Source organism: Pseudomonas sp. UBA5568, assembly GCF_002425525.1.
GTDB lineage: Bacteria > Pseudomonadota > Gammaproteobacteria > Pseudomonadales > Pseudomonadaceae > Aquipseudomonas > Aquipseudomonas fulva.
On the sequence record NZ_DIMK01000041.1, the window covers coordinates 14,340 to 34,130 of the forward strand.

At 63.1% G+C, this 19,791-nt stretch carries 13 protein-coding genes; 8 read left to right on the plus strand and 5 right to left on the minus strand.

Annotated elements, in window-relative coordinates; translation table 11 throughout:
* Nucleotides 1-21: 21 nt before the first annotated feature.
* A complete protein-coding gene (locus B2S33_RS13250) occupies nt 22-315 on the plus strand; it encodes a hypothetical protein (protein ID WP_023535173.1) in 294 nt (97 codons plus the stop codon).
* A 52-nt stretch (nt 316-367) separates the two neighbouring features.
* Here B2S33_RS13250 and B2S33_RS13255 read toward each other — a convergent pair whose 3' ends face one another.
* Complete coding sequence (locus B2S33_RS13255; protein ID WP_059183619.1) at nt 368-5,263, minus strand: alpha-2-macroglobulin family protein; 4,896 nt, start codon at nt 5,261-5,263, stop codon at nt 368-370.
* A gap of 203 nt (nt 5,264-5,466) precedes the next feature.
* On the opposite strand from B2S33_RS13255, the gene B2S33_RS13260 reads away from it, so the two are divergent.
* Nucleotides 5,467-6,804 carry an MATE family efflux transporter gene (locus B2S33_RS13260; RefSeq protein WP_088523818.1) on the plus strand — a complete coding sequence of 446 codons (1,338 nt, stop codon included), beginning with the start codon at nt 5,467-5,469 and terminating at the stop codon, nt 6,802-6,804.
* A gap of 97 nt (nt 6,805-6,901) precedes the next feature.
* On the opposite strand, the gene speA is transcribed toward B2S33_RS13260, so the two are convergent.
* From speA to B2S33_RS13280, 4 genes are all read right to left on the minus strand, one after another.
* On the minus strand, nt 6,902-8,815 hold the full coding sequence (gene speA, locus B2S33_RS13265) for an arginine decarboxylase (RefSeq protein WP_023535169.1): 1,914 nt from the start codon (nt 8,813-8,815) through the stop codon (nt 6,902-6,904).
* A gap of 150 nt (nt 8,816-8,965) precedes the next feature.
* Nucleotides 8,966-9,337 carry a translation initiation factor Sui1 gene (locus B2S33_RS13270; protein ID WP_128610119.1) on the minus strand — a complete coding sequence of 124 codons (372 nt, stop codon included), beginning with the start codon at nt 9,335-9,337 and terminating at the stop codon, nt 8,966-8,968.
* Nucleotides 9,338-9,540: 203 nt separating this feature from the next.
* The gene (locus B2S33_RS13275) at nt 9,541-10,077 is read right to left on the minus strand and encodes an NUDIX hydrolase (RefSeq protein ID WP_028687887.1); all 537 of its coding nucleotides are present in this window, start codon (nt 10,075-10,077) and stop codon (nt 9,541-9,543) included.
* Between the two features lies 1 nt (nt 10,078).
* A complete protein-coding gene (locus B2S33_RS13280; RefSeq protein WP_027915166.1) occupies nt 10,079-11,146 on the minus strand; it encodes a DUF2333 family protein in 1,068 nt (355 codons plus the stop codon).
* Between the two features lie 248 nt (nt 11,147-11,394).
* Between B2S33_RS13280 and B2S33_RS13285 the strand changes: the two genes are divergently transcribed.
* The 6 genes from B2S33_RS13285 to accC all read left to right on the plus strand — a co-directional run bounded on the left by B2S33_RS13285 (nt 11,395) and on the right by accC (nt 19,290).
* On the plus strand, nt 11,395-12,753 hold the full coding sequence (locus B2S33_RS13285; RefSeq protein WP_028687886.1) for a diguanylate cyclase: 1,359 nt from the start codon (nt 11,395-11,397) through the stop codon (nt 12,751-12,753).
* 390 nt (nt 12,754-13,143) lie between these two features.
* Nucleotides 13,144-14,838: a methyl-accepting chemotaxis protein gene (locus tag B2S33_RS13290; RefSeq protein WP_414707723.1), complete on the plus strand. Its 1,695-nt coding sequence runs from the start codon at nt 13,144-13,146 to the stop codon at nt 14,836-14,838.
* A 125-nt stretch (nt 14,839-14,963) separates the two neighbouring features.
* Nucleotides 14,964-16,727: a protein-disulfide reductase DsbD gene (locus B2S33_RS13295; RefSeq protein ID WP_254286904.1), complete on the plus strand. Its 1,764-nt coding sequence runs from the start codon at nt 14,964-14,966 to the stop codon at nt 16,725-16,727.
* A 179-nt stretch (nt 16,728-16,906) separates the two neighbouring features.
* Nucleotides 16,907-17,362 (plus strand): type II 3-dehydroquinate dehydratase, encoded by a 456-nt coding sequence (aroQ, locus tag B2S33_RS13300; RefSeq protein ID WP_003255330.1) that lies wholly within the window; start codon nt 16,907-16,909, stop codon nt 17,360-17,362.
* Between the two features lie 96 nt (nt 17,363-17,458).
* Nucleotides 17,459-17,917, plus strand: coding sequence for an acetyl-CoA carboxylase biotin carboxyl carrier protein (gene accB, locus B2S33_RS13305; RefSeq protein WP_023535179.1), 459 nt, complete (start codon nt 17,459-17,461; stop codon nt 17,915-17,917).
* Between the two features lie 17 nt (nt 17,918-17,934).
* Nucleotides 17,935-19,290: an acetyl-CoA carboxylase biotin carboxylase subunit gene (accC, locus tag B2S33_RS13310; RefSeq protein ID WP_027915162.1), complete on the plus strand. Its 1,356-nt coding sequence runs from the start codon at nt 17,935-17,937 to the stop codon at nt 19,288-19,290.
* The last annotated feature ends 501 nt before the right edge of the window (nt 19,291-19,791 follow it).

Sequence of the window (19,791 nt, forward strand, 5' to 3'; positions counted from 1 at the left end):
CATGTTGATCAGGAAGCAACTATGCATGTAGAAGGTTTTTTCGAATGGCTGGGGCAAGCACTGGGATCGCTGATCCGCATCGTCGTCGACGCGCTGAGCGGGTTGTTCAACCTGTTGGCCAATGCGGGCGGCAACTTCGTCGATGGCCTGTCGCGCACGTTGGGCATGGACACCTCGCTGGTCAGCATCCTGGCCCTGATCGTGGGCCTGATGTTGCTGTTTTCGGCGATCCGCGCCTTCATGCGTGCCTCGATCATCCTCGGCATCATCTGGCTGGTATTGGGCCTGTGGGTAATGAGCTGGGTGATCCATTGAGTGGCCGTGCGACGAACAGGTGAAAGCCCTGCTCGTCGCACAAGGCTTGCCCCTAGCGAGGCTTGACCGTCATTTCACCCTGCCCTTCCCCCACGGCCTGCAGGTTGGGGCGGTACATCGACTCGACCTGCGGTGGCGGTACCCGGTAGGTACCTGGGGTCACCGCTCGCGCCAGGTACAGCAGGTGGGTGGTTGCGTAGCTGTCCAGCTTGAGCGCTGCGACGTAACGGTCGTCGCGGTACTCCTGGTGAACCACGTTGGCATTTTGCATCGATTCGCGCCATTGCTTCACTGCGCCGCTGGCGTTATCCAGGCTGGCTGCACTTTGCGCAAGGTTCTGGTTTTCAAGCTCCAGGCCCGCTGGCAAGAGATCGACCACCAGCGCATCGGGAACGCGCTCATCGGCCTTGAGGGCAAGATGCACCAGCACCAGATCGCCGCTGCGCAGGTTCGCCAGGTCCAGCGGCTGGCCCTTCATGCCCAAGTACTCGCGGCGGATCTGCATGCCATTGCTACTGGCAGGCGGCGCCTGGCGGGGATAACCCGACAGGGTCAGTTGCTGGTAGACGGTCTGGCTGCCTTGGTTCTGCACCGTCAGCGGCGATGCCAGCAGGGGCCCTTCCAGCTTCATGCCGGCTTCGGCGTTATTGAAATCACGCAGCTCACCGGCGCTGTCCAGGCGGGCCTGCCACTTGGCTTCAGGCGTACCCAGCAGGCCACGTCCGGCCAGGAACAAGGCGTTGCGCTCTTGGGTGGACAGCCAGCGATTGGCCGCCACTTCGTCGGACAGGGCGAAGAGCCGCTGGTCCACCTGGCCACTGGCAAGTTTGTTTTCCTGCAGCAGTGCCAGGATCAACGCTTGGTCACGCAGGGGGCTGCCGTAGTCTGCCATCCAGTGCTTGCCGCGGCTGACGGCGAGCCCTGCCTGCAGGGCCTGGTCGGCACGAGGTTTGTCACCCATCTTGTCCAGCGCCACGGCCAGTTGCACCAACGGCAAACCGGAACGCGCATCGGCGCGGCGCTCGAACAACCCGCGTAGCGCGCCCAAGGGCGCCTGCTGACTGCGCGACAGCACCAGCGCGGCGTAAGCCTGCACGGCGAACCGGGTGTGATCGGCGTCCTCGCTGTAGTCCACCTCGATCAGGTTGCGCTCCTGCAGGTAGCGCAACAACCGCTCGCTGGCTTTCTTCAGCGCCTCGGCGGGTACCCCGTAGCCTTGATCGCGGGCACGCAGAAGGAAGTCGGTGACATAGGCCGTCAGCCAGTATTCCTCTTCGCTGTCGGCACTCCACAAGCCAAAGCTGCCGTTGTAGCGCTGCATACCCAGCAGGTGCTCGATGCCCATCTCGATCTTGCGCTTGCGCACTGTGGCCGGTTCACCCTCGATGCCGAGCCGTTTTAGGGTATCGGCGTCCGCATACAACGATGGGTACAGCCCGCTGGTGGTCTGCTCGAGGCACCCATACGGGTAAGCCTTCAGCGCGCGGATCTGTTCGGCGAGGTTGAGCGGGGGGCGACTCGACAGGGCCAGCGTGCCCTCGAGGCCGGCAGGCTCGAAAGCAGCAAGGTCCGCCTCGGGCAACGTCCAGGGCTGATCCTTCAAGGCCACGCGGAAATGCTTGAGCATGGCGGGATAGGCCGGACGCACGCCCAGTGTCCATTCGCGCTCGAACGTGGTCTGCGCCTCGCCGGCCAACTGCAGGCCGGTCACCTGCACATGCACCTTGCCCTGCCCCAGGCCACCTTGGGCCTGCACCGGAATCATCAGGGTGGACCGCTGGCCTTCGGCCAACGCCACAGACTGCATGGCATTGCCGGTCAGGCTCACTTGCCCTTCGGTGGTCACTTGCACGGTCAGCTGTTGGGCAGCTCCCGACAAGTTGGCCAGGTCCAGCGCCAAACGCGTCTGATCGCCGCCTGCCAGGAACCGCGGGGCCGAGAGTTCGGCAATCAGCGGTGCGGCCACCACGGTCTTGCCCTCTGCCATGCCAAAGTGATCCTCGGTCCAGGCCTGGGCCATGAGCCTCAACTCACCGTTGAAATCAGGGATATCGACCGTGGCTTGCCCTTCCCCCTTCTCGTTCAGGGTCACCGGCAGGCTCTGCTGGGCCACGATGGTGACGGTGGTATTAGGGCGCTTGCCCCCCTTGGCCATCGCCGCGTCACCACCGAATGCCAGGCTGGCCAGACGCCCTTGCCCGGCTTCGATCAGTTGCCCGTAGATGTCGAGCTGATCGGCACCGTAGGCCTTGCGACCAAACAGGCTTGCAAAGGGATCCGGGGTCTTGAAGTCGGTGATATTGAGGATGCCGACGTCCACCGCCGACACCAGCACACGCACCTGTGCAGGCACGCTGCCGTCGGCGTTTGCCGCCTTGATTTTCACCGTCAGTGGCTGCTTGGGACGCATTTTTTCCGGTGCCTGCAACGTCACCGCCAGCTTGCGCTCGGCACGGTCGAGCGGCAGGTGCAACAGGCCTACCGCACGCTTGGGCGTGGCATTGGCCTTGCGTTCACCTGGGCGCACCACCAAGGTGCTGAGGTAAAGGTCGTGGCGTGCCCAGGCTTTGTCCAGCGGGATATCGAAGGTCTTTCCTTCTGCAGGCACCTGGATTTCCTGCCACCACAACGGGCCGTCGCTGGACTCGATCATCAAGTAACCACTGCCGGCGGCTGGTGGCGTAACCGTGACCTTGGCCGTTGCACCGTCGGCGTAGGAGGGCTTGTCCAAGGCCAGCTTGACCTGGTCGGGGCGTACCGCTCCGCCCTCGGCATTGTCCTGGGCGCGGTAGCCTGCCCAGAAGCGCTGACTGGACACCAGGCCGGTCTGCGGGTCTTCGACCTCAACGCGATAGGGGCCCCACTCGACCGGGAAGCTCAGCTTGGCCGTGGCGTCGGCCTTGACGCTTACCGTCTCTTCCACCTGGGTCAGGAATTTTTCGTTGTAGGCGTAGCTCCAGCCATCACCTTGCGAATAATTCCAGTAGTAATCCCGTCGCTCGCGGATCAGCCTGACCTTCAGGTCGTCGGCGGCCAGTTTCTTGCCCTCGCGGTTAGCGACCAGAAACTCGAATTCCACCGGGCCTTCACTGTCGGCTTCATCACCGTCGAACAGCCCGCGCAGGCCTGGGAGGCGTTCGGCCGGCCAAACAGGTTGCTCAAGGCGACGGGTGATGGGCCTGCCACCGGACTCCTGCAGGCTCGCCTGCACGGTCAGTTGCAACGGCGAACGCGCCTCTGCCCAGCGGCTGGAAATATCCAGGACCGCCTTGCCTGCCTGGTCGAGGGTGACTTCATCAAGCTCCAAGTCCTGCTCCAGTTCGCCTTCGGTAACCGAGCCGAACTGGTAGCCCGGCAGTGCAGGTACCGCTTCACGCAGCGGGCGCACATAGGCCTGGCCACTCAGGCGATTGCCAGCGGCCGGCGCACCGTATAGATAGCGGCCAGTCACCTCGATGCGCGCGTCCTGATCAGGGGCCAGGGGCTTGCTGCTGCCTTTGAGTTCGAGGGCCAGCCGCTCAGGCAGGAAGTCCTCGACCAGGAACTCGTAGACCTGCTTGCGTCCGCCGCCCAGGTCGAGCAGCAGTTGCCAACGGCCGGTCGGCGCCTCGGTGGCCAGTTGCAACTGGTACTGGAACAGGCCGTTATCGTCTGCTTCCCAGACGAACTTGCGGCTGACTTGTTCATCCGGCCGGCGTACTTCGACGTTCACCGGTTGCGCCTTGACGGGCTTGCCGTCCTGGTCGCGCAGCAAGCCGTTCAACAGCACCGTTTCGCCTGGGCGATACAGGTCGCGCGGGCCGAAGATGAAGAGTTGCAGCGGATTGGCCTGGGGACCGGTGATGTCGAATTCCGCCAGGTCCAGCGCCGCAGTATTGAGCCGCAACAAGGTCGTGTGCACGCCTTGGGTGGCGATGAGGGTATCGGCCTTCGTTGTGATCGGCAGTTCAGCATGGCCTTTGCCATCGGTGCTGGCTTGGGCCAGCAGCTTGCCTTTCTTGTCGTGGAGCTCGATGTTGACGCCATCCATCGCCTTGCCCCCCTCCAGGGCCTGGGCGAACACATCGATGCGATCGCGGTAGCGGTGGGCCGACACGCCAATGTCGCTCAGGGTGAACAGGGTAGCTGGCTGGGAGTAATCGTAGGTACCCGAGGCGCGCATTACGGCCAGGTACACACCGGGCTCCTGCAGCGGCTTGATGCCGGCAATGGGCAACAGCACGGTTTCACGCGTGTTGCGTGCAGGGTTGAGGTCGAAGCGGCCGCTGTAGACCAGCTCGGCCATGCTCAGCGTGTCCTTGGACTGGTAGTACTCCAGGCTGCTGCTGCGCCCCCAGTTGGCCATGAACGAGGAGACCATGTCCGGTTTGACGCGAAAGAACTCCACATCCACCTTGTCCACGTTCAATGCGATGACCGGCAGTCCCTCTGCCAGCCGCGTCGGCAACAGCGAGCCCCGGCTGGCGAAGCCAACGGTGGGTTGCAGGTCGCGTGTCTCAAGGCGAGTGATCGACTCTTCCTGCAAGGCCTTGCCATTGACAGCCAGCAGGCCTTTGTCCACGGTCAGCACCAGCTTGCGCTGCGGTTCCAGGTGACGCAGGCGCAGCTCCATCTGGCTGTCGGACAGCTCCCAGGCACCGTCCAGCTTGCCCTTGACCGTGTCCACCAGGTGAACCCTGTTGGCGAAATCCTGGTCGGCATCCAGCGGCGCCGAGAAACTGACCGACAGCGTGGCCGCGCCATCGAGCTGTACTTCCGACACATCCAGTACCGTCAGCTCACGACCCTCGTAGCGCTTGGCAAGCACGGCGGGGTCTTCGCGCTGCGCTGTCTTGGCGGTAGCGCTGGCGGTTGGCTTCTGGGCAGGGGCCGAGGCGTCGGGCGTTGAGGCGTCACAGGCGCTGAGCAAGGCCAGCGCGCAGGCCAGCAACAATCCTTTGTTGAACATGGAGTAGACACTCGAAGGCAGGGTGTAGATGAAGGCAGCAACTATAGCGCAAGGCCGAGTGCTGCACCCAGCGTTGTGCGCCAGATGAGACCTTGATCGCACACAATGGTTGCGTGGCCGTTACACTGTCGCCCTTGGCTTGCATTGCCGCCTGGCGCGCGTCCGTTCGAGCGTTTGCAGCCCTCGTTTTCGCCGGAATGAACATGCCCCGATTCTTCGCCGACTGGCACCACCGCCCCACCCACTTCAAGGTGTGGGGGCTGGCCGCGCCCATGATCCTGTCCAATGTCTCGGTGCCACTGGTTGCGCTGGTCGACAGCACCGTCATTGGCCACCTGCCCCATGCCCATCAACTCGGCGCAGTGGCCGTGGGCGCTACGCTGTTTACCTTCATGGTCGGCTTGATGGGCTTCTTGCGCATGGGCTCGACAGGCTTCGCCGCCCAGGCCGCCGGCCGAGGGGATGGCGCCGCCCTGCGCCAGGTGTTGGTTCAGGGCCTGATGCTGGCAGTGGGGTTCGCATTGCTCATCGGCCTGCTGGCCCTGCCCTTCAGCCAGTTGGCACTGCACGCCATGCAGCCCAGCGCGGCCCTGGGGCAGGCTACGCAAACCTTCTTCCACACCCGGTTGCTGGGCCTCCCGGCGGCACTGGCCAGCTACGCCTTGGTCGGGTGGTTTCTGGGGACACAGAATGCCCGGGCGCCGTTGGCGATCCTGCTGACCACCAACCTGCTCAATATCGTGCTGAACCTGTGGTTCGTGCTCGGCCTGGATTGGGGCGTCCTGGGCTCGGCACGTGCGTCGGTGATTGCCGAATGGTGCGCGGCCCTGCTGGGCCTGGCGCTTACCCGTCCGGCCCTGCGCGCCTATCCGGGCCACATCGCCTGGGCAGCACTCAGACGCTGGCAGGCCTGGCGCCCGCTGTTGGCGGTGAACCGCGACATCTTTTTGCGCAGCCTTGCCTTGCAGTTGGTCTTTCTACTAATCGCCGTACAGGGCGCACGCCTGGGCGAGGCCACGGTGGCGGCCAATGCACTGCTGCTCAACGGCCTGCTGCTTACGGCCTATGCCCTCGATGGCCTGGCGCACGCGGTCGAGGCGCTGTGCGGTCACGCCATTGGCGCTCGGGACCGCGACACGTTACGCCGTGCGCTGGTGGTGGCCGGTGGATGGTCGCTGATTGCGAGTTCGGTCTTTGCCGGTCTGTTCTGGGTGGGAGGACACCTGTTCATCGATCTGCAAACCGATATCGACAGTGTCAGGGCGGCGGCTTACCCGTACCTGCCCTATCTGGCGTGCCTGCCGTTGATCGCCGTGTGGAGCTATTTGCTCGATGGGCTGTTCATCGGGGCCACACGGGCTCGGGAAATGCGCAACGCCATGCTGGCATCTCTCGCGATTGCATTGCCGCTGGCCTTTGCCCTGAGCGGGCTGGGCAACCATGGCCTGTGGTTGGCGTTTCTCGTCTTCATGGGCGTGCGCGCCCTGACATTGGCCTGGGTGGGGTGGCGCCTGCAAGGCAAGGACGCCTGGGTGGCGTGAGATCAGTGGCGTGGACCCGTGAGCATTCGAAGCCAGTGTTCACTGCCGCCACGCCGCGAAGGCGTGACGGCAATGAGGCCTCACGGGCTGACGCTTCTCAGGACGAGAGGTAGGACGAACGGGTCAAGCCCAGGCGCAGCGCATCCAGGTACTGGGTACGCTCGCGCGCGGTGATCTTGGCGCTGGCCACCTTGTCGCGGTAGTGAGTCATCAGCTCCTCGGGGGACAGGTGCACGTAGCGCAGCATGTCCTCGATGGTGTCGTGGGTCTCGATACCGGCGTGGTACACGCTGCCATCGGCATTCTGGTAGATGTTGACCGAGTCGGTGTCACCGAACAGGTTGTGCATGTCGCCCAGAATCTCCTGGTAGGCACCGACCAGGAACACGCCCAGCAGGTAGTCCTCGCCCTCGTTCAGGGCGTGCACCGGCATGCTGGTCTCGATGCTCTGCTCATCGACATACTGGTTGATCTTGCCGTCGGAGTCGCACGTCAGGTCTTGCAGCACGGCGCGCCGCAGGGGCTCTTCGTCCAGGCGGTGCAGCGGGATGATCGGCAGCACCTGACCGATGGCCCAGGTGTCCGGCAGGCTCTGGAACACCGAGAAGTTGCAGATGTACTTGTCCGCCAACTTGTCGTTCAGCTCGTCGAGTACCTGACGGTGCGAGCGCTGGCGAGCCTTCAGCGAGTTGTAAAGACGACGGCACACAGCGTAGTAGCACTGCTCGGCCAGGGCTTTCTCGGCCAGGCTGATCTTGCCGTCAGCATACTGGGCGGCTACATCGCCCATGTAGTGGGTGGCGCGCCAGTAGGTTTCGGTCACCATCTCGATGTCGGTGGGCCCCAGCAGATCGGCCAGCCACTGCACGGTTTCGGGCAGCGCGTCCTTGTTCTCGATGGTCGGCACCTGGTCATTGTGTCGCTCCACGTCAGTGACCTGGATGACCAGCATGGCATGGTGAGCCGTCAGCGAACGGCCGCTCTCCGAGAAGATGTGCGGGTGCGGCAAGCCCTGCGCGTCGCAGAACTCTTTGAGCATGCCTACCACCACGCCGGCATAGTCATCCATGTCGTAGTTGATCGAGCTGGCGTTGCGCGAGTGAGTGCCGTCGTAGTCAACACCCAGGCCGCCGCCCACATCGATGTGGTCCACCGGCAGGCCCAGGGCGCGCAATTCGCCGTAATAGCGGATGGCTTCCTTGAAGCCGTGCTGGTAGTCCGCCAGGTTGGCGATCTGCGAGCCCATGTGGAAGTGCAGCAGGCGGATACCCTGATCAAGGCCGGCATCGCGGAAACGCTGCACCACGGAAATCAGCTGAGCGGCAGAAAGCCCGAACTTGGACTTCTCGCCCCCGGTGTCAGCCCACTTGCTCGATGCCAGCGACGACAGGCGCACGCGCAGGCCCACCTGCGGCTTGACCTTGAGGTCGGCCGCTTCCTCGATCACCAAGGCCACTTCGGACTCTTTCTCGATGACGATGAAGACGTTGTGGCCCAGCTTCTGTCCCATCAGCGCCAGGCGGATGAACTCGCGGTCCTTGTAACCGTTGCAGACGATGGTACCGCCCTTGGGCGCCAAGGCCAGCACCGCCAGCAATTCGGGTTTGGAGCCGGCTTCCAGCCCGATGGACACGTTCTGGGTGGCGATGATGTTCTCGACCACCGCCTCCTGCTGGTTGACCTTGATCGGGTACAGGGCGGTGTACTGGCTCTGGTATTCCAGGCGCGCGATGTTGGCGTCGAAGGCGCCGGTCAGCTGGCGTACGCGGTCCTGCAGAATGTCGGGGAAGCGCACCAGCAAAGGCAGCGACAGGCCGCTCTGGCGCAGCTGGTCAACCTGCTCGTACAGGTCGATCGGCGAGCTGTCCGGGCCGTTGGGGCGCACTTCGACGCGCCCGGCTTCATTGATGGCGAAATACCCAGCGCCCCAATGGCGGATGCCATAAACACTGCGGCTGTCGGCCACGGTCCATTGGCTACCATCGTCTTTGCGTGTGCGTCGTACGGACATTCAAGTCCCCTATAAATTGAGTCAAGACACTGCCGGTCAAACCGGGGAAGCAGTGTAGAAGCCAAAAATGACGGTTCGCCCGTGCTCTGGGGTAGACCCTGGTCACTGCGACGAGTTTAGAAAGCGCAGGACGAAAACCTGCCGAGCGACTCAGCCGCCCGACTTTTTCGCCTTGAAGCCCTGCTTGCTCAGCTCGTCGAGCAGCAATTGCACATGATCACCCTGGATCTCGATGACGCCGTCCTTGAGCGCGCCACCGGTACCACAGCGGCGCTTGAGGGTGGCAGCCAGTTCCTTGAGCTGATCGGCCGGCAACGGCACACCCGTGACGGTCGTCACGGTCTTGCCGCCACGGCCTTTGCTCTCGCGGCGCACGCGGGCAATACCATCACCCTCGGGAATGACCTGCTGCTTGCAGGTACAGGCATTCACGGGCTGGCCACAGTCAGGGCAATGACGACCGGTATCGGTCGAATAAACGAGACCGCCGAGGGCGGAGAGGGAAGAAGCTTTCTTGGCCACTTTTGTGCCTCGGTGCTGAGGACAAAAACTGGTCGTACCTGCACATGAGGCCGACCGCGAAGCCCCACTCTGGCAGGGGCGGCGCTACTGCCGCAACACGTGCGGCAGCCCGAAAAGGCCGCGCAGTGTAACGATAAACGGTGCAGTTGCTAAGTACTGGATTGCGCCATTTTGCGAATGTTTTGCGACCCGCTCTGCAGCGGCTAGACGAGGCTGTTCCTGTAGCGGATCAACGCAGCCATCGAGTCAGGGCAATAAGGCCTGAGCCGACTGTCCTCCAGGGCCTGGTCGATACCGATGAAACGTGCCTCGATCACTTCCTCGGGCTGCAGCCGCAGCGGCGCATCGGACACTGCCGAGTACAAGGCGCACCACAGGCGATTGTCAGGCTGATCGAAGAAAAACCGCTCGTGAAAGCGCAAGGTCACGTCGGCGACGCCCAGTTCCTCGGCCAGCTCGCGCGCAGCCGATTCGGCGTACGTTTCACCAGCGGCCACCATGCCGCCGGCGGCAACGTCCCAGTAGCCGGGGTACAGCGCCTTGCTCAGGGTACGCCGGTGCACGCACAGTTCACCGGCACCATTGAACAACAGAATGAACGTGCAGCGCCCGATCAGCCCGCGCTCGCGCAACTGCGCCCTGGGCAATGCGCCGAGCACCTGGTCGTGTTCGTCCACCCAGGTAACCTGCTCCCGGTCCGAAGCCGCCCGGTGTGCGGCTTCATCAGGGCTGAAGCTCATCTCAACCCTGCGACAGCAGCTGGCGCAGGTCGATGACCGCCGCGTTGGCGCGGGAGATGTAGTTGGCCATGACCAGCGAGTGGTTGGCCCACATGCCGAAACCACTGCCGTTGAGCACCATCGGGCTCCACAGAGGCTCTTGCGAGGCCTCCAGTTCCCGGATGATCTGACGCACACTCACGGTGGCGTTCTTCTTGGCCAACACGTCGGCAAAATCGACTTCGATCGCACGCAGCAGGTGCGACAGCGCCCAGGCCTGGCCGCGGGCTTCATAGAACACGTCGTCGATCTGCAGCCATGGGGTTTCCACCACTTCCTCATCTACCTGCGGCGCCTGGCCAGCCACCACGGACTCGGTCTTGAGGGTGGTGTTGAGCTTCACGCGGCCTACACTGGCCGAGAGCCGTTGCGACAGCGAGCCCAGGCGGGTAGCGACGTCACCCAGCCAGTTGTTCAGGTTGTCTGCACGGGTATAGAAGATCGCGCCCTTGTCGCCTGAAGCCAGGCGAGCCTGATAGCGCGCCAGCGACTTGATGCCTTCTTCGAATTCCGATTCGCTGGACGGCAGGATCCAGCTCTTGTAATCGAAGTTGAAGCGCGGCTCGGCCTTGGCCAGGTCGGCGTCTTCAGTCGATTGCGACTGGGAGCGGGCGAAGTCCTTGCGCAGCGCGCGGGAAAGGTCACGCACCTGGACCAGTACGCCGTACTCCCAGTTGGGCATGTTGTCCATCCACAGGCCTGGCGGGAGACGGTCATTGGCGATATAGCCACCTGGCTTGTTCAACAAGGTGCTCGCCACGGTCTTGAGCGTTTCGACGGTGGTGTAGCCCACTACCATCTGCTGGCCGTTACGCTCGGCTGCGCTCTGGGCGTTCTGCTGCACCGGGAACAATTCGGGTTCCTGGCTCCAGTACCAGGCAAGACCGATGCACACCAGCAGGTAGAGCCCGATCAGGGCCAACAGTGAGCGGCCCCACAGGCCACCAAAATAGCTACGGGCGGCAGCGCCGCGGCCGTCGACACGCTCGCGGGGCTCGGCTTTGGCCTCGCGGTTTTTCCAGTCCAGCATGGCTATATCCTTGATCAGTCACGACGGTTCAGGGGCTTTGACCACAGGCCTACGCCAGGGTGCCACGGCAAGCCCGCCTGACAGCACTATAAAGCAGACACCGCCTTACGCATAAGCGACCCCTGGGTCGAGAACTGAATAGTCATTCAGCCCAGTTTGTTGAAAGGGGCCACGCATACGCAGCTCAAGAGCTGCTAGCATAGAGCCATCACTGCCCCTGCATACCCCTAACGACAAGTAGCCAGGACATGAGCCAAGCAGTTGAGCCGAGCCCGCAGTGCCCCGCTGAGCATGTTGCGCGTAGTGGCCTGCGCAAGGACGATCCACAGGATCAGTTGCTGCTGGCGCCCCAGCGCAGGCCGGTCTATATCCTCTTGCAGGACCACGACCGCGCCGAGCGCCTGGCCCAGCAACTGGAATTCTTCGGCCTGGGCGTACAGGCCTTGCCCACTGCCGATGCCTTTCGCGCATCGGTGGACGAATGCCCGCCTTCGGCGGTCATCATGGACGTCGACTTCAATGGGGTCGGCCAGGGCCTGACGTTGGCGGCCGAAGCCCAGGCGCGGCAGACCAAACCCCTGCCGCTGCTGTTCTTCAGCCACCACGAAACCGATACCCCGACGCGCTTGGCCGCCGTGCGGGCGGGCGGTCGCGATTTCCTCACCGGGACACTGGAGGCTTCCAGTCTGCTGGAGAAAGTCGAGTTACTGACCGATGCCGCGCCGTACGATCCCCTGCGCGTGCTGATCATCGATGACTCACGCACCCAGGCTCTGTTCACGGAACGGGTGTTGGCAGGCGCCGGGATGATCACCCGCAGCCTGACCGACCCGATCGCTACCATGGCCGAGCTGGCTGACTTCCAGCCTGACTTGATCATCCTCGACCTGTACATGCCGGCGTGCACCGGCCCTGAACTGGCCAAGGTGATTCGCCATAACGACCGCTACGTCAGTGTTCCGATCATCTACCTGTCGGCCGAGGATGACCTGGACAAGCAACTTGAGGCCATGAGCGAAGGCGGTGATGACTTTCTGACCAAGCCGTTTCGCTCGCGCCACCTGATCACCACGGTGCGCAACCGCGCGGCCCGCGCTCGGCACCTGAAGGCGCGCATGGTCCGCGACAGCCTGACCGGGCTGTACAACCACACCCATATCCTGCAATTGCTCGAAGATTGCAGCTTCCGTGCCCGGCGCGAACAGCAGCCGTTGAGCTTTGCCATGCTCGACATCGACCGCTTCAAGAAAATCAACGATCGCCACGGCCATCCCATGGGCGACCGGGTAATCAAGAGCCTGGCGCTGTTTCTCAAGCAACGCCTGCGCAAGACCGATTTCATCGGACGCTACGGCGGCGAGGAATTCGCGATCGTCATGCCCAATACCCCATTGGAGGCGGCGTACAAGGTGCTCGATGACATCCGCGGGCGTTTTGCCGAAATCCTCTACCCAGCCCAGCCCCATGACCTGCGCTGTACGTTCAGCGCGGGCGTGGTGCAACTCGATGACGGCCTCGATGCGCTGACCATGGCCAGCGCGGCCGACGAGGCGCTGTACCGGGCCAAGCATGCGGGACGCAATTGCGTGGTGCGTGTGGAGCCCTGAAAAGCCGGGCAAAGGATAAAGGCACTTTGCCATTCAACTGCGTGCCGCCGTCATCATCGCGTCACACGAACGCAATAACTTCAGGCCCCTGACTCCTCCCTCCCCCGCAGGAAGCTCGCGGCTATGCGCCTGAAGTGGCTGACCAATTTGAATACGTTGTTACTGGTGACGGTGTGCATCGCCCTGGGCGTCACGCTGTGGTGGTCGCAGCGGGCGCTGGAGCGCCCCTACCAGATGATGGAGCGCTACCTGACCCTGTCGCGCCATTTCCAGACTGAGGCGGCCGAGAACATCCAGGCCTATCTTGGCAACGGCGATGCCGTGCGCCATGCCGCGGCACTGCAGGCCACGGTTCAACTGCAAGCCTCGCTGGCCGAATGGCCCGAGGCGATGGCCAGCCAACTGCGCCCCAGCCTGGACGACCTCCAGGCCTTCAGCGCGGGTGAGTTGCTGGCCGCCGGCAAGTTGGCCGGTGACCCCCAGGCGCTGTTGCTGCAATCCGAGCGCGAGCTGGGGGCCAATCTGGAGCAACTGACCACCTATGCGCGCGACAGCACCAGCCCCGACGCTGGGCGATACCTGCTGCCGCTTGTCGAGGCGACCTTGCACCTGAGCAGGCTTGGCCTGGCGCGGGAAAAGCTGGTGGGCAGCGGCCGGCCGGAACTTGCGAACGAGCTGGAACGCGAGCTGCAATCGATTCAGGCCCAGGCGCACGTCATCGAAGGCTTGCCGCTGCTGGGCGTGACCCGTGCTGCCGAATCCGGCGCGGATGACTTTGCCGCGCTGATGGGTTTGCAGACCGATACCCGTGCCCAGCAGGAAGACGTCGCCGTAGGCCTCAAGCGCGAGTTGCAAAGCCTGGTTGGGCGCTATCCGGCCGAGCTGCAACGTACCCGTGCCCAGATCGCCCAGCGCGCCGCCCTGGCGACCCGCGCCACGCAACAACTGGAGGCAGTGCGCCAGGCCATCGCGGCCCTGGAGCCAGAGGTGCGCAGCCTGCATGGCACGATCGCGGGCGAAGTGCGCACCCTGCAAGGGGGGATGATCGTGATGATCCTGCTGATCGCCCTGCTCATCGACACCCTGCAACGTCGTCTTGCACGCACACTCACCGGCCTGGCGCCTGCGCTGTCGCGCTGGGCCGAGGGCGATTTTACCCAGCCTGTCGAAATGGGCAGGACCAACCGCGAGCTGCATGACATCCAGGCTTCGCTCAATCGCCTGCGCCAGTACCTGGTCGAACTGGTAGGCGCCCTGCGGCACAACGCCGAGCAAGTGGCCGGCAGCAGCCATGCGCTGGCCGACATGAGTGCTGCCTTGCACGATGGCGCACAACGACAGGCCGGGGATACCGGGCAGATTCGCGACGCGCTTGGAGAACTGGAAGCGACCATCCAGCAGGTGGCTGGCGACGCCAGCGCTGCAGCCCTGGCCAGCCGTGACGCAGGCCGGGCAGTGGAACAGGGCCAGGCGGTGATCGGGCAAAGCTTGTCGGGTTTACGCACGCTGGTCGACGAGGTGCAGGGCAACGCGCGCATGATCGAGCAACTGGCAGAAGAATCGGCCACGATCGGTGGCGTGCTGACAGTGATCCGGTCCATCGCGGAACAGACCAACCTGCTGGCACTCAATGCCGCCATCGAAGCCGCCCGCGCCGGTGAAATGGGTCGCGGGTTCGCCGTGGTAGCCGACGAAGTCCGCACCCTGGCCCAACGCACCACCGGCGCTACTGGGGAAATCCAGACCCTGATCGACAGATTGCAGCAGGCAGCCAAGGGCGCCGTGGACGGTACGCGGGTACAACTGGAGCATGCCGAGGCCACTGCCAACCAGGCCCAGACCGCCGACGGTGCACTGGACGAAATCGTGTGCGCGATCCGCACCATTGCCGACACTGCCCTGCGCATTGCCGAAGTGACGGCGCAACAAAGCGCAGCGGTGAGCGAGATCCGTGACCACAGCGAGCGGATTCATCAACTGGGCGGAGATAACCTGCAACGCATCGGTGAAGGACGCGAGCAAGGCGACCACCTGCTTAGCCTTGGCAGCGCACTGAACCAGGCGGTGGGTGCCTTCAGGGCCTGAACCGACCGCCCTGGCTCCACGAAATAGCTTTAGACCATCACCGGCAAGACGGGCAGGCCCACGCATGGTTCCCTGAGCGTCAACTCCGTTATGATGCGCGGCACGTTCGTTCTTGCGAGTTCACCATGCACCGCCTGTTTTTCCTGTTGTGCCTACTGCTGGCCAGCCCGGTGTTCGCCACGGGGTTGCTGGACAATCGCCCCAGCGCCACCCTCGGCGCCTCCTCACTGGCCGGCAATGCCGACTTCCTCCCGGTACACGAAGCCTTCAAGCTCAGCCTGATCCAGGCCGACGCCCATGCCATCAAGCTGCGCCTGGTGGCCACCGACGGCTATTACCTGTACCGCCACCGTTTCGTGTTTCGAACCGAGCCGGCCGACATTGTTCTGGGCACGCCGGTCATCCCGAAGGGCGAGGCCAAGCATGACGAATTCTTCGGCGATGTGGAGGTGTATCACGGCATCGTCGACATCGAGCTGCCACGCAATGATTCCAGGGCTTTCACCTTGCAGGTGGGCTACCAGGGCTGCGCTGACAAAGGCTTGTGCTATCCACCTGAAACCGAACGGCTGAGCATTGACGGTGATAGCGCGCCGAGCAGCCAGGCCGCGCACGTCTGGGACTGGAAAGCGCTCCTGCTGTTCTTCATCGCCGGCGTAGGCCTCACGTTCACGCCATGCGTGCTGCCCATGCTGCCCATTCTCTCGGGTGTGGTACTGCGCGGTCAGACAGGAGGGCTGCGCGGGCTGTCGCTGTCACTGGCCTATGTGCTGTCCATGGCTGCCAGCTTCGCCGCCCTCGGGGCCTTGATGGGCCTGTTCGGCGCAGGCCTCAACCTGCAGGCGCGCCTGCAGTCGGCCTGGGTACTGGTGCCTTTTGCGCTGTTCTTCGTGGCTTTCGCCCTGGCCATGTTCGGCTTGTTCGAACTCAAGCTGCCCCAGGCCCTGAGCAACCGTCTGGACGGCGTCGCCAATCGCACCCAAGGCGGCTCGCTGCTGGGCGCCGCGGCCTTGGGCGTGTTGTCCAGCCTGTTGGTTTCACCCTGCGTTTCGGCGCCGCTGGCCGGTGCTCTGCTGTATATCAGTGCCAGTGGAGACGCCCTGGGCGGTGCGCTCAAACTGTTCGCGCTGGGCCTGGGCATGGGTGCCCCGCTGCTGCTGGTCGCAACCGGTGGCGCCGCCTGGCTGCCGAAAAGCGGCTCATGGCTCAACAGTGTCAAGAACGCCATCGGCGTCCTGTTGCTGGGGCTGGCCATCGGTTTGCTCAGCAGGGTCTTGCCAGGGCCCGTCACCTTGGGGCTGATCGGGTTGCTCGCGGCCGGGGTGGCCGTGTTCCTGGGGACACTGGAATTCGTCGTCAAGACGCCTCGCCAACGCCTGGCCCAACTGCTTGGCCTGGCGCTGCTGGTCTACGCCCTGGCCTGCGGGTATGGCGCCCTCAGCGGCCAGGGTGATCCGCTGCGGCCGTTGCCTCCGGTTGGTGAGAGCATGGCTGGTCAGGCTGCGCCCCCTGCCCAGGCGTGGCAAACACTGACCACCGCCGAGGCGCTCGATGCTGCACTGGCCGATGCCAAGGCCGCAGGCCAGCCGGTACTGCTGGACTGGTACGCAGACTGGTGCATCAGTTGCAAAGTCATCGAGCACGAGGTGTTGAATGCACCTCAGGTACTGCCGCAACTGGCGGGCTTCAAACTGTTGCGCCTGGACCTGACGCGCAGCGATGCGGCCCAGCGAGCCCTGCTGGACCGCTATCGGTTGTTCGGCCCGCCAGCGTTGATGTTCTTTGCCGCCAACGGCAGCGAACTGACCGCTGATCGGGTGATAGGCGAGATAAATGCCGAGAACTTTGCGTCCATTTTGTCCCGCGTTCGCGACACGTCAGGCCTGTAACGGCCCGCTGGCATAGGAACATATCGGCGATCAGTGACCGGATCCTGCTATCCGGTCACATACTTCGCGCGAATCTCGGTCATCGTGCTGGCTATTGCCGGGAACTGGACACTTGCCGTCGCTTTAGGCACACTCGCCGCGCTGTGTCGAATTGCCCTACAAATCCAAGGAACTCGCAGATGGCAACGCTACTGGTGCTTCACGGCCCCAATCTGAACCTGCTCGGTACGCGCGAGCCCGGCCACTATGGCGCCGTGACCCTGGCCCAGATCAACCAGGACCTGGAGCAACGTGCTCGCGCCGCGGGCCACCATTTGCAGTATTTGCAGAGCAATGCCGAATACGAGTTGATCGATCGCATTCATGCGGCACGCAACGAGGGTGTGGATTTCATCCTGATCAATCCGGCTGCATTCACCCACACAAGCGTTGCACTACGTGACGCATTGCTCGCGGTGAGCATCCCATTCATCGAAGTGCACCTGTCCAACGTGCACAAACGCGAACCGTTCCGTCATCACTCCTACTTTTCCGATGTAGCCGTAGGGGTGATCTGTGGTCTGGGCGCCAGCGGTTATCGCCTGGCCCTGGAGTCCGCGCTGGAACAGCTGGCTGCCAACGCACAGCCCAAATGATGAAAGCCCTGGCCTCGGTGGCCAGGGTCAAGAGAAGCGTGTCGACACGCTTTAACAATTTCGCCCCCTGACCGAACCTTTGGGAGTTGATGATTAATGGATATCCGTAAAGTCAAGAAACTGATCGAGCTGCTGGAAGAGTCTGGCATCGACGAGCTGGAGATCAAGGAAGGCGAAGAGTCGGTTCGCATCAGCCGTCACAGCAAGACCCCAGCTGCCCAGCAGTTCTACGCACCTGCCCCGATGGCTGCGCCTGCCGCTGCCCCGGTCGCCGCTGCCGCCCCTGCTGTCGAAGCTGCCGCCGCTGCCCCGGCCCTCAAGGGCACCGTCATCCGCTCGCCAATGGTAGGCACCTTCTACCGCAAACCTTCGCCGACCTCGCCGAACTTCGCTGAAGTGGGCCAGAGCGTGAAGAAAGGCGACACCCTGTGCATCGTCGAAGCCATGAAGATGATGAACCACATCGAAGCCGATGTCGGCGGTGTCATCGACGCCATCCTGGTAGAAGACGGCCAGCCGGTTGAGTTCGACCAGCCGCTGTTCACCATCGTTTGAATCGCGGAGAGCCAACGATGTCTGGGAAGCTCGAAAAAGTCCTGATCGCCAACCGCGGGGAAATTGCCCTGCGGATCCTGCGTGCCTGCAAAGAGCTGGGTATCAAGACCGTCGCCGTGCACTCCACCGCTGACCGTGAACTGATGCACCTGGGCCTGGCAGACGAGTCGGTCTGCATCGGCCCTGCATCGTCCAAGGATTCGTACCTGCACATCCCGGCGATCATCGCCGCTGCCGAAGTCACCGGCGCGACCGCGATTCACCCCGGTTACGGCTTCCTGGCGGAAAACGCCGATTTTGCCGAGCAGGTTGAGAAGTCCGGCTTTGCCTTCATTGGCCCCAAAGCCGACACCATTCGCCTGATGGGTGACAAGGTGTCGGCCAAGGACGCGATGATCAAGTCGGGTGTACCGACCGTGCCGGGCTCCGACGGCCCGCTGCCGGAAGACGAAGAAGTCGCGCTGGCCATCGCTCGCGACGTCGGCTACCCGGTGATCATCAAGGCCGCCGGTGGCGGTGGTGGTCGCGGCATGCGCGTGGTGCACAAGGAAGAGGATTTGATCGCCTCGGCCAAGCTCACCCGTACCGAAGCCGGTGCAGCCTTCGGCAACCCGATGGTGTACCTGGAGAAGTTCCTGACCAACCCACGTCACGTGGAAGTACAGGTCTTGTCCGACGGCCAGGGCAATGCGATCCACCTCGGTGACCGTGACTGCTCGCTGCAACGCCGCCACCAGAAGGTGCTGGAAGAGGCTCCGGCCCCAGGCATCGACGAGAAAGCGCGCCAGGAAGTGTTCAAGCGCTGCGTGGACGCGTGCATCGAGATCGGCTACCGCGGTGCGGGAACGTTCGAGTTCCTGTACGAAGATGGCCGCTTCTACTTCATCGAGATGAACACCCGTGTGCAGGTTGAGCACCCGGTGTCGGAGATGGTCACAGGCATCGACATCGTCAAGGAGATGCTGAGCATCGCCGCTGGCAACAAGCTGTCGTTCCGCCAGGAGGACGTGGTGGTCCACGGCCACTCGCTGGAGTGCCGTATCAACGCCGAAGACCCGAAGAAGTTCATCCCAAGCCCCGGCAAGGTGAAGCACTTCCACGCACCAGGCGGCAACGGCGTGCGCGTCGATTCGCACCTGTACAGCGGTTATTCGGTTCCGCCGAACTATGACTCGCTGATCGGCAAGCTGATCACCTGGGGCAAGGACCGTGACGAAGCCATGGCCCGCATGCGCAATGCCCTGGACGAGATCGTCGTCGATGGCATCAAGACCAACATCCCGCTGCACCGTGATCTGGTGCGTGATGAAGGCTTCTGCAAAGGCGGCGTCAACATTCACTACCTCGAGCACAAACTGGCCAACCAGGATTGATCGCGTAGTGTGACGTACAAGAACCCCGGACTGGCTCCGGGGTTTTTTATTGCCTGTTAGGCTTCATTAATGGCTGATACGGCCCTTCAGGGTGCTTGCGGCCAAACACTGTGCAAATGGCGATCACCCAGCAAACGGTGTCTACCGACCTAGCAGAGCAATCTGCGTATTCCCGCCGCCCTCTCTAACTTGCATGACTTGATGATCTGGCTTGCCGCAAAGAGCAAGCACCGATGCCGCTTGAGTATGAAGCGTGCCCTGCAACGAAAATTCCTACTGAGCATTGGGAACTTCCTGGCAAGACGAAAACAGTACCTTCGAATATAAATTGAGTGCAGGAAAGCGACTCGATGAGTACCTGGTTAATGCGGCGTTGAGACGGCAGGCCTACTCGGTACTGCTTGCGAAAAACCGACTTGCGATTCCGTTTGGCAGGCTGCCATGAAGAATCACTCGAGCAAAGCCTGCCACTTGCCCAATGCCTTCAAACACACCTGCACC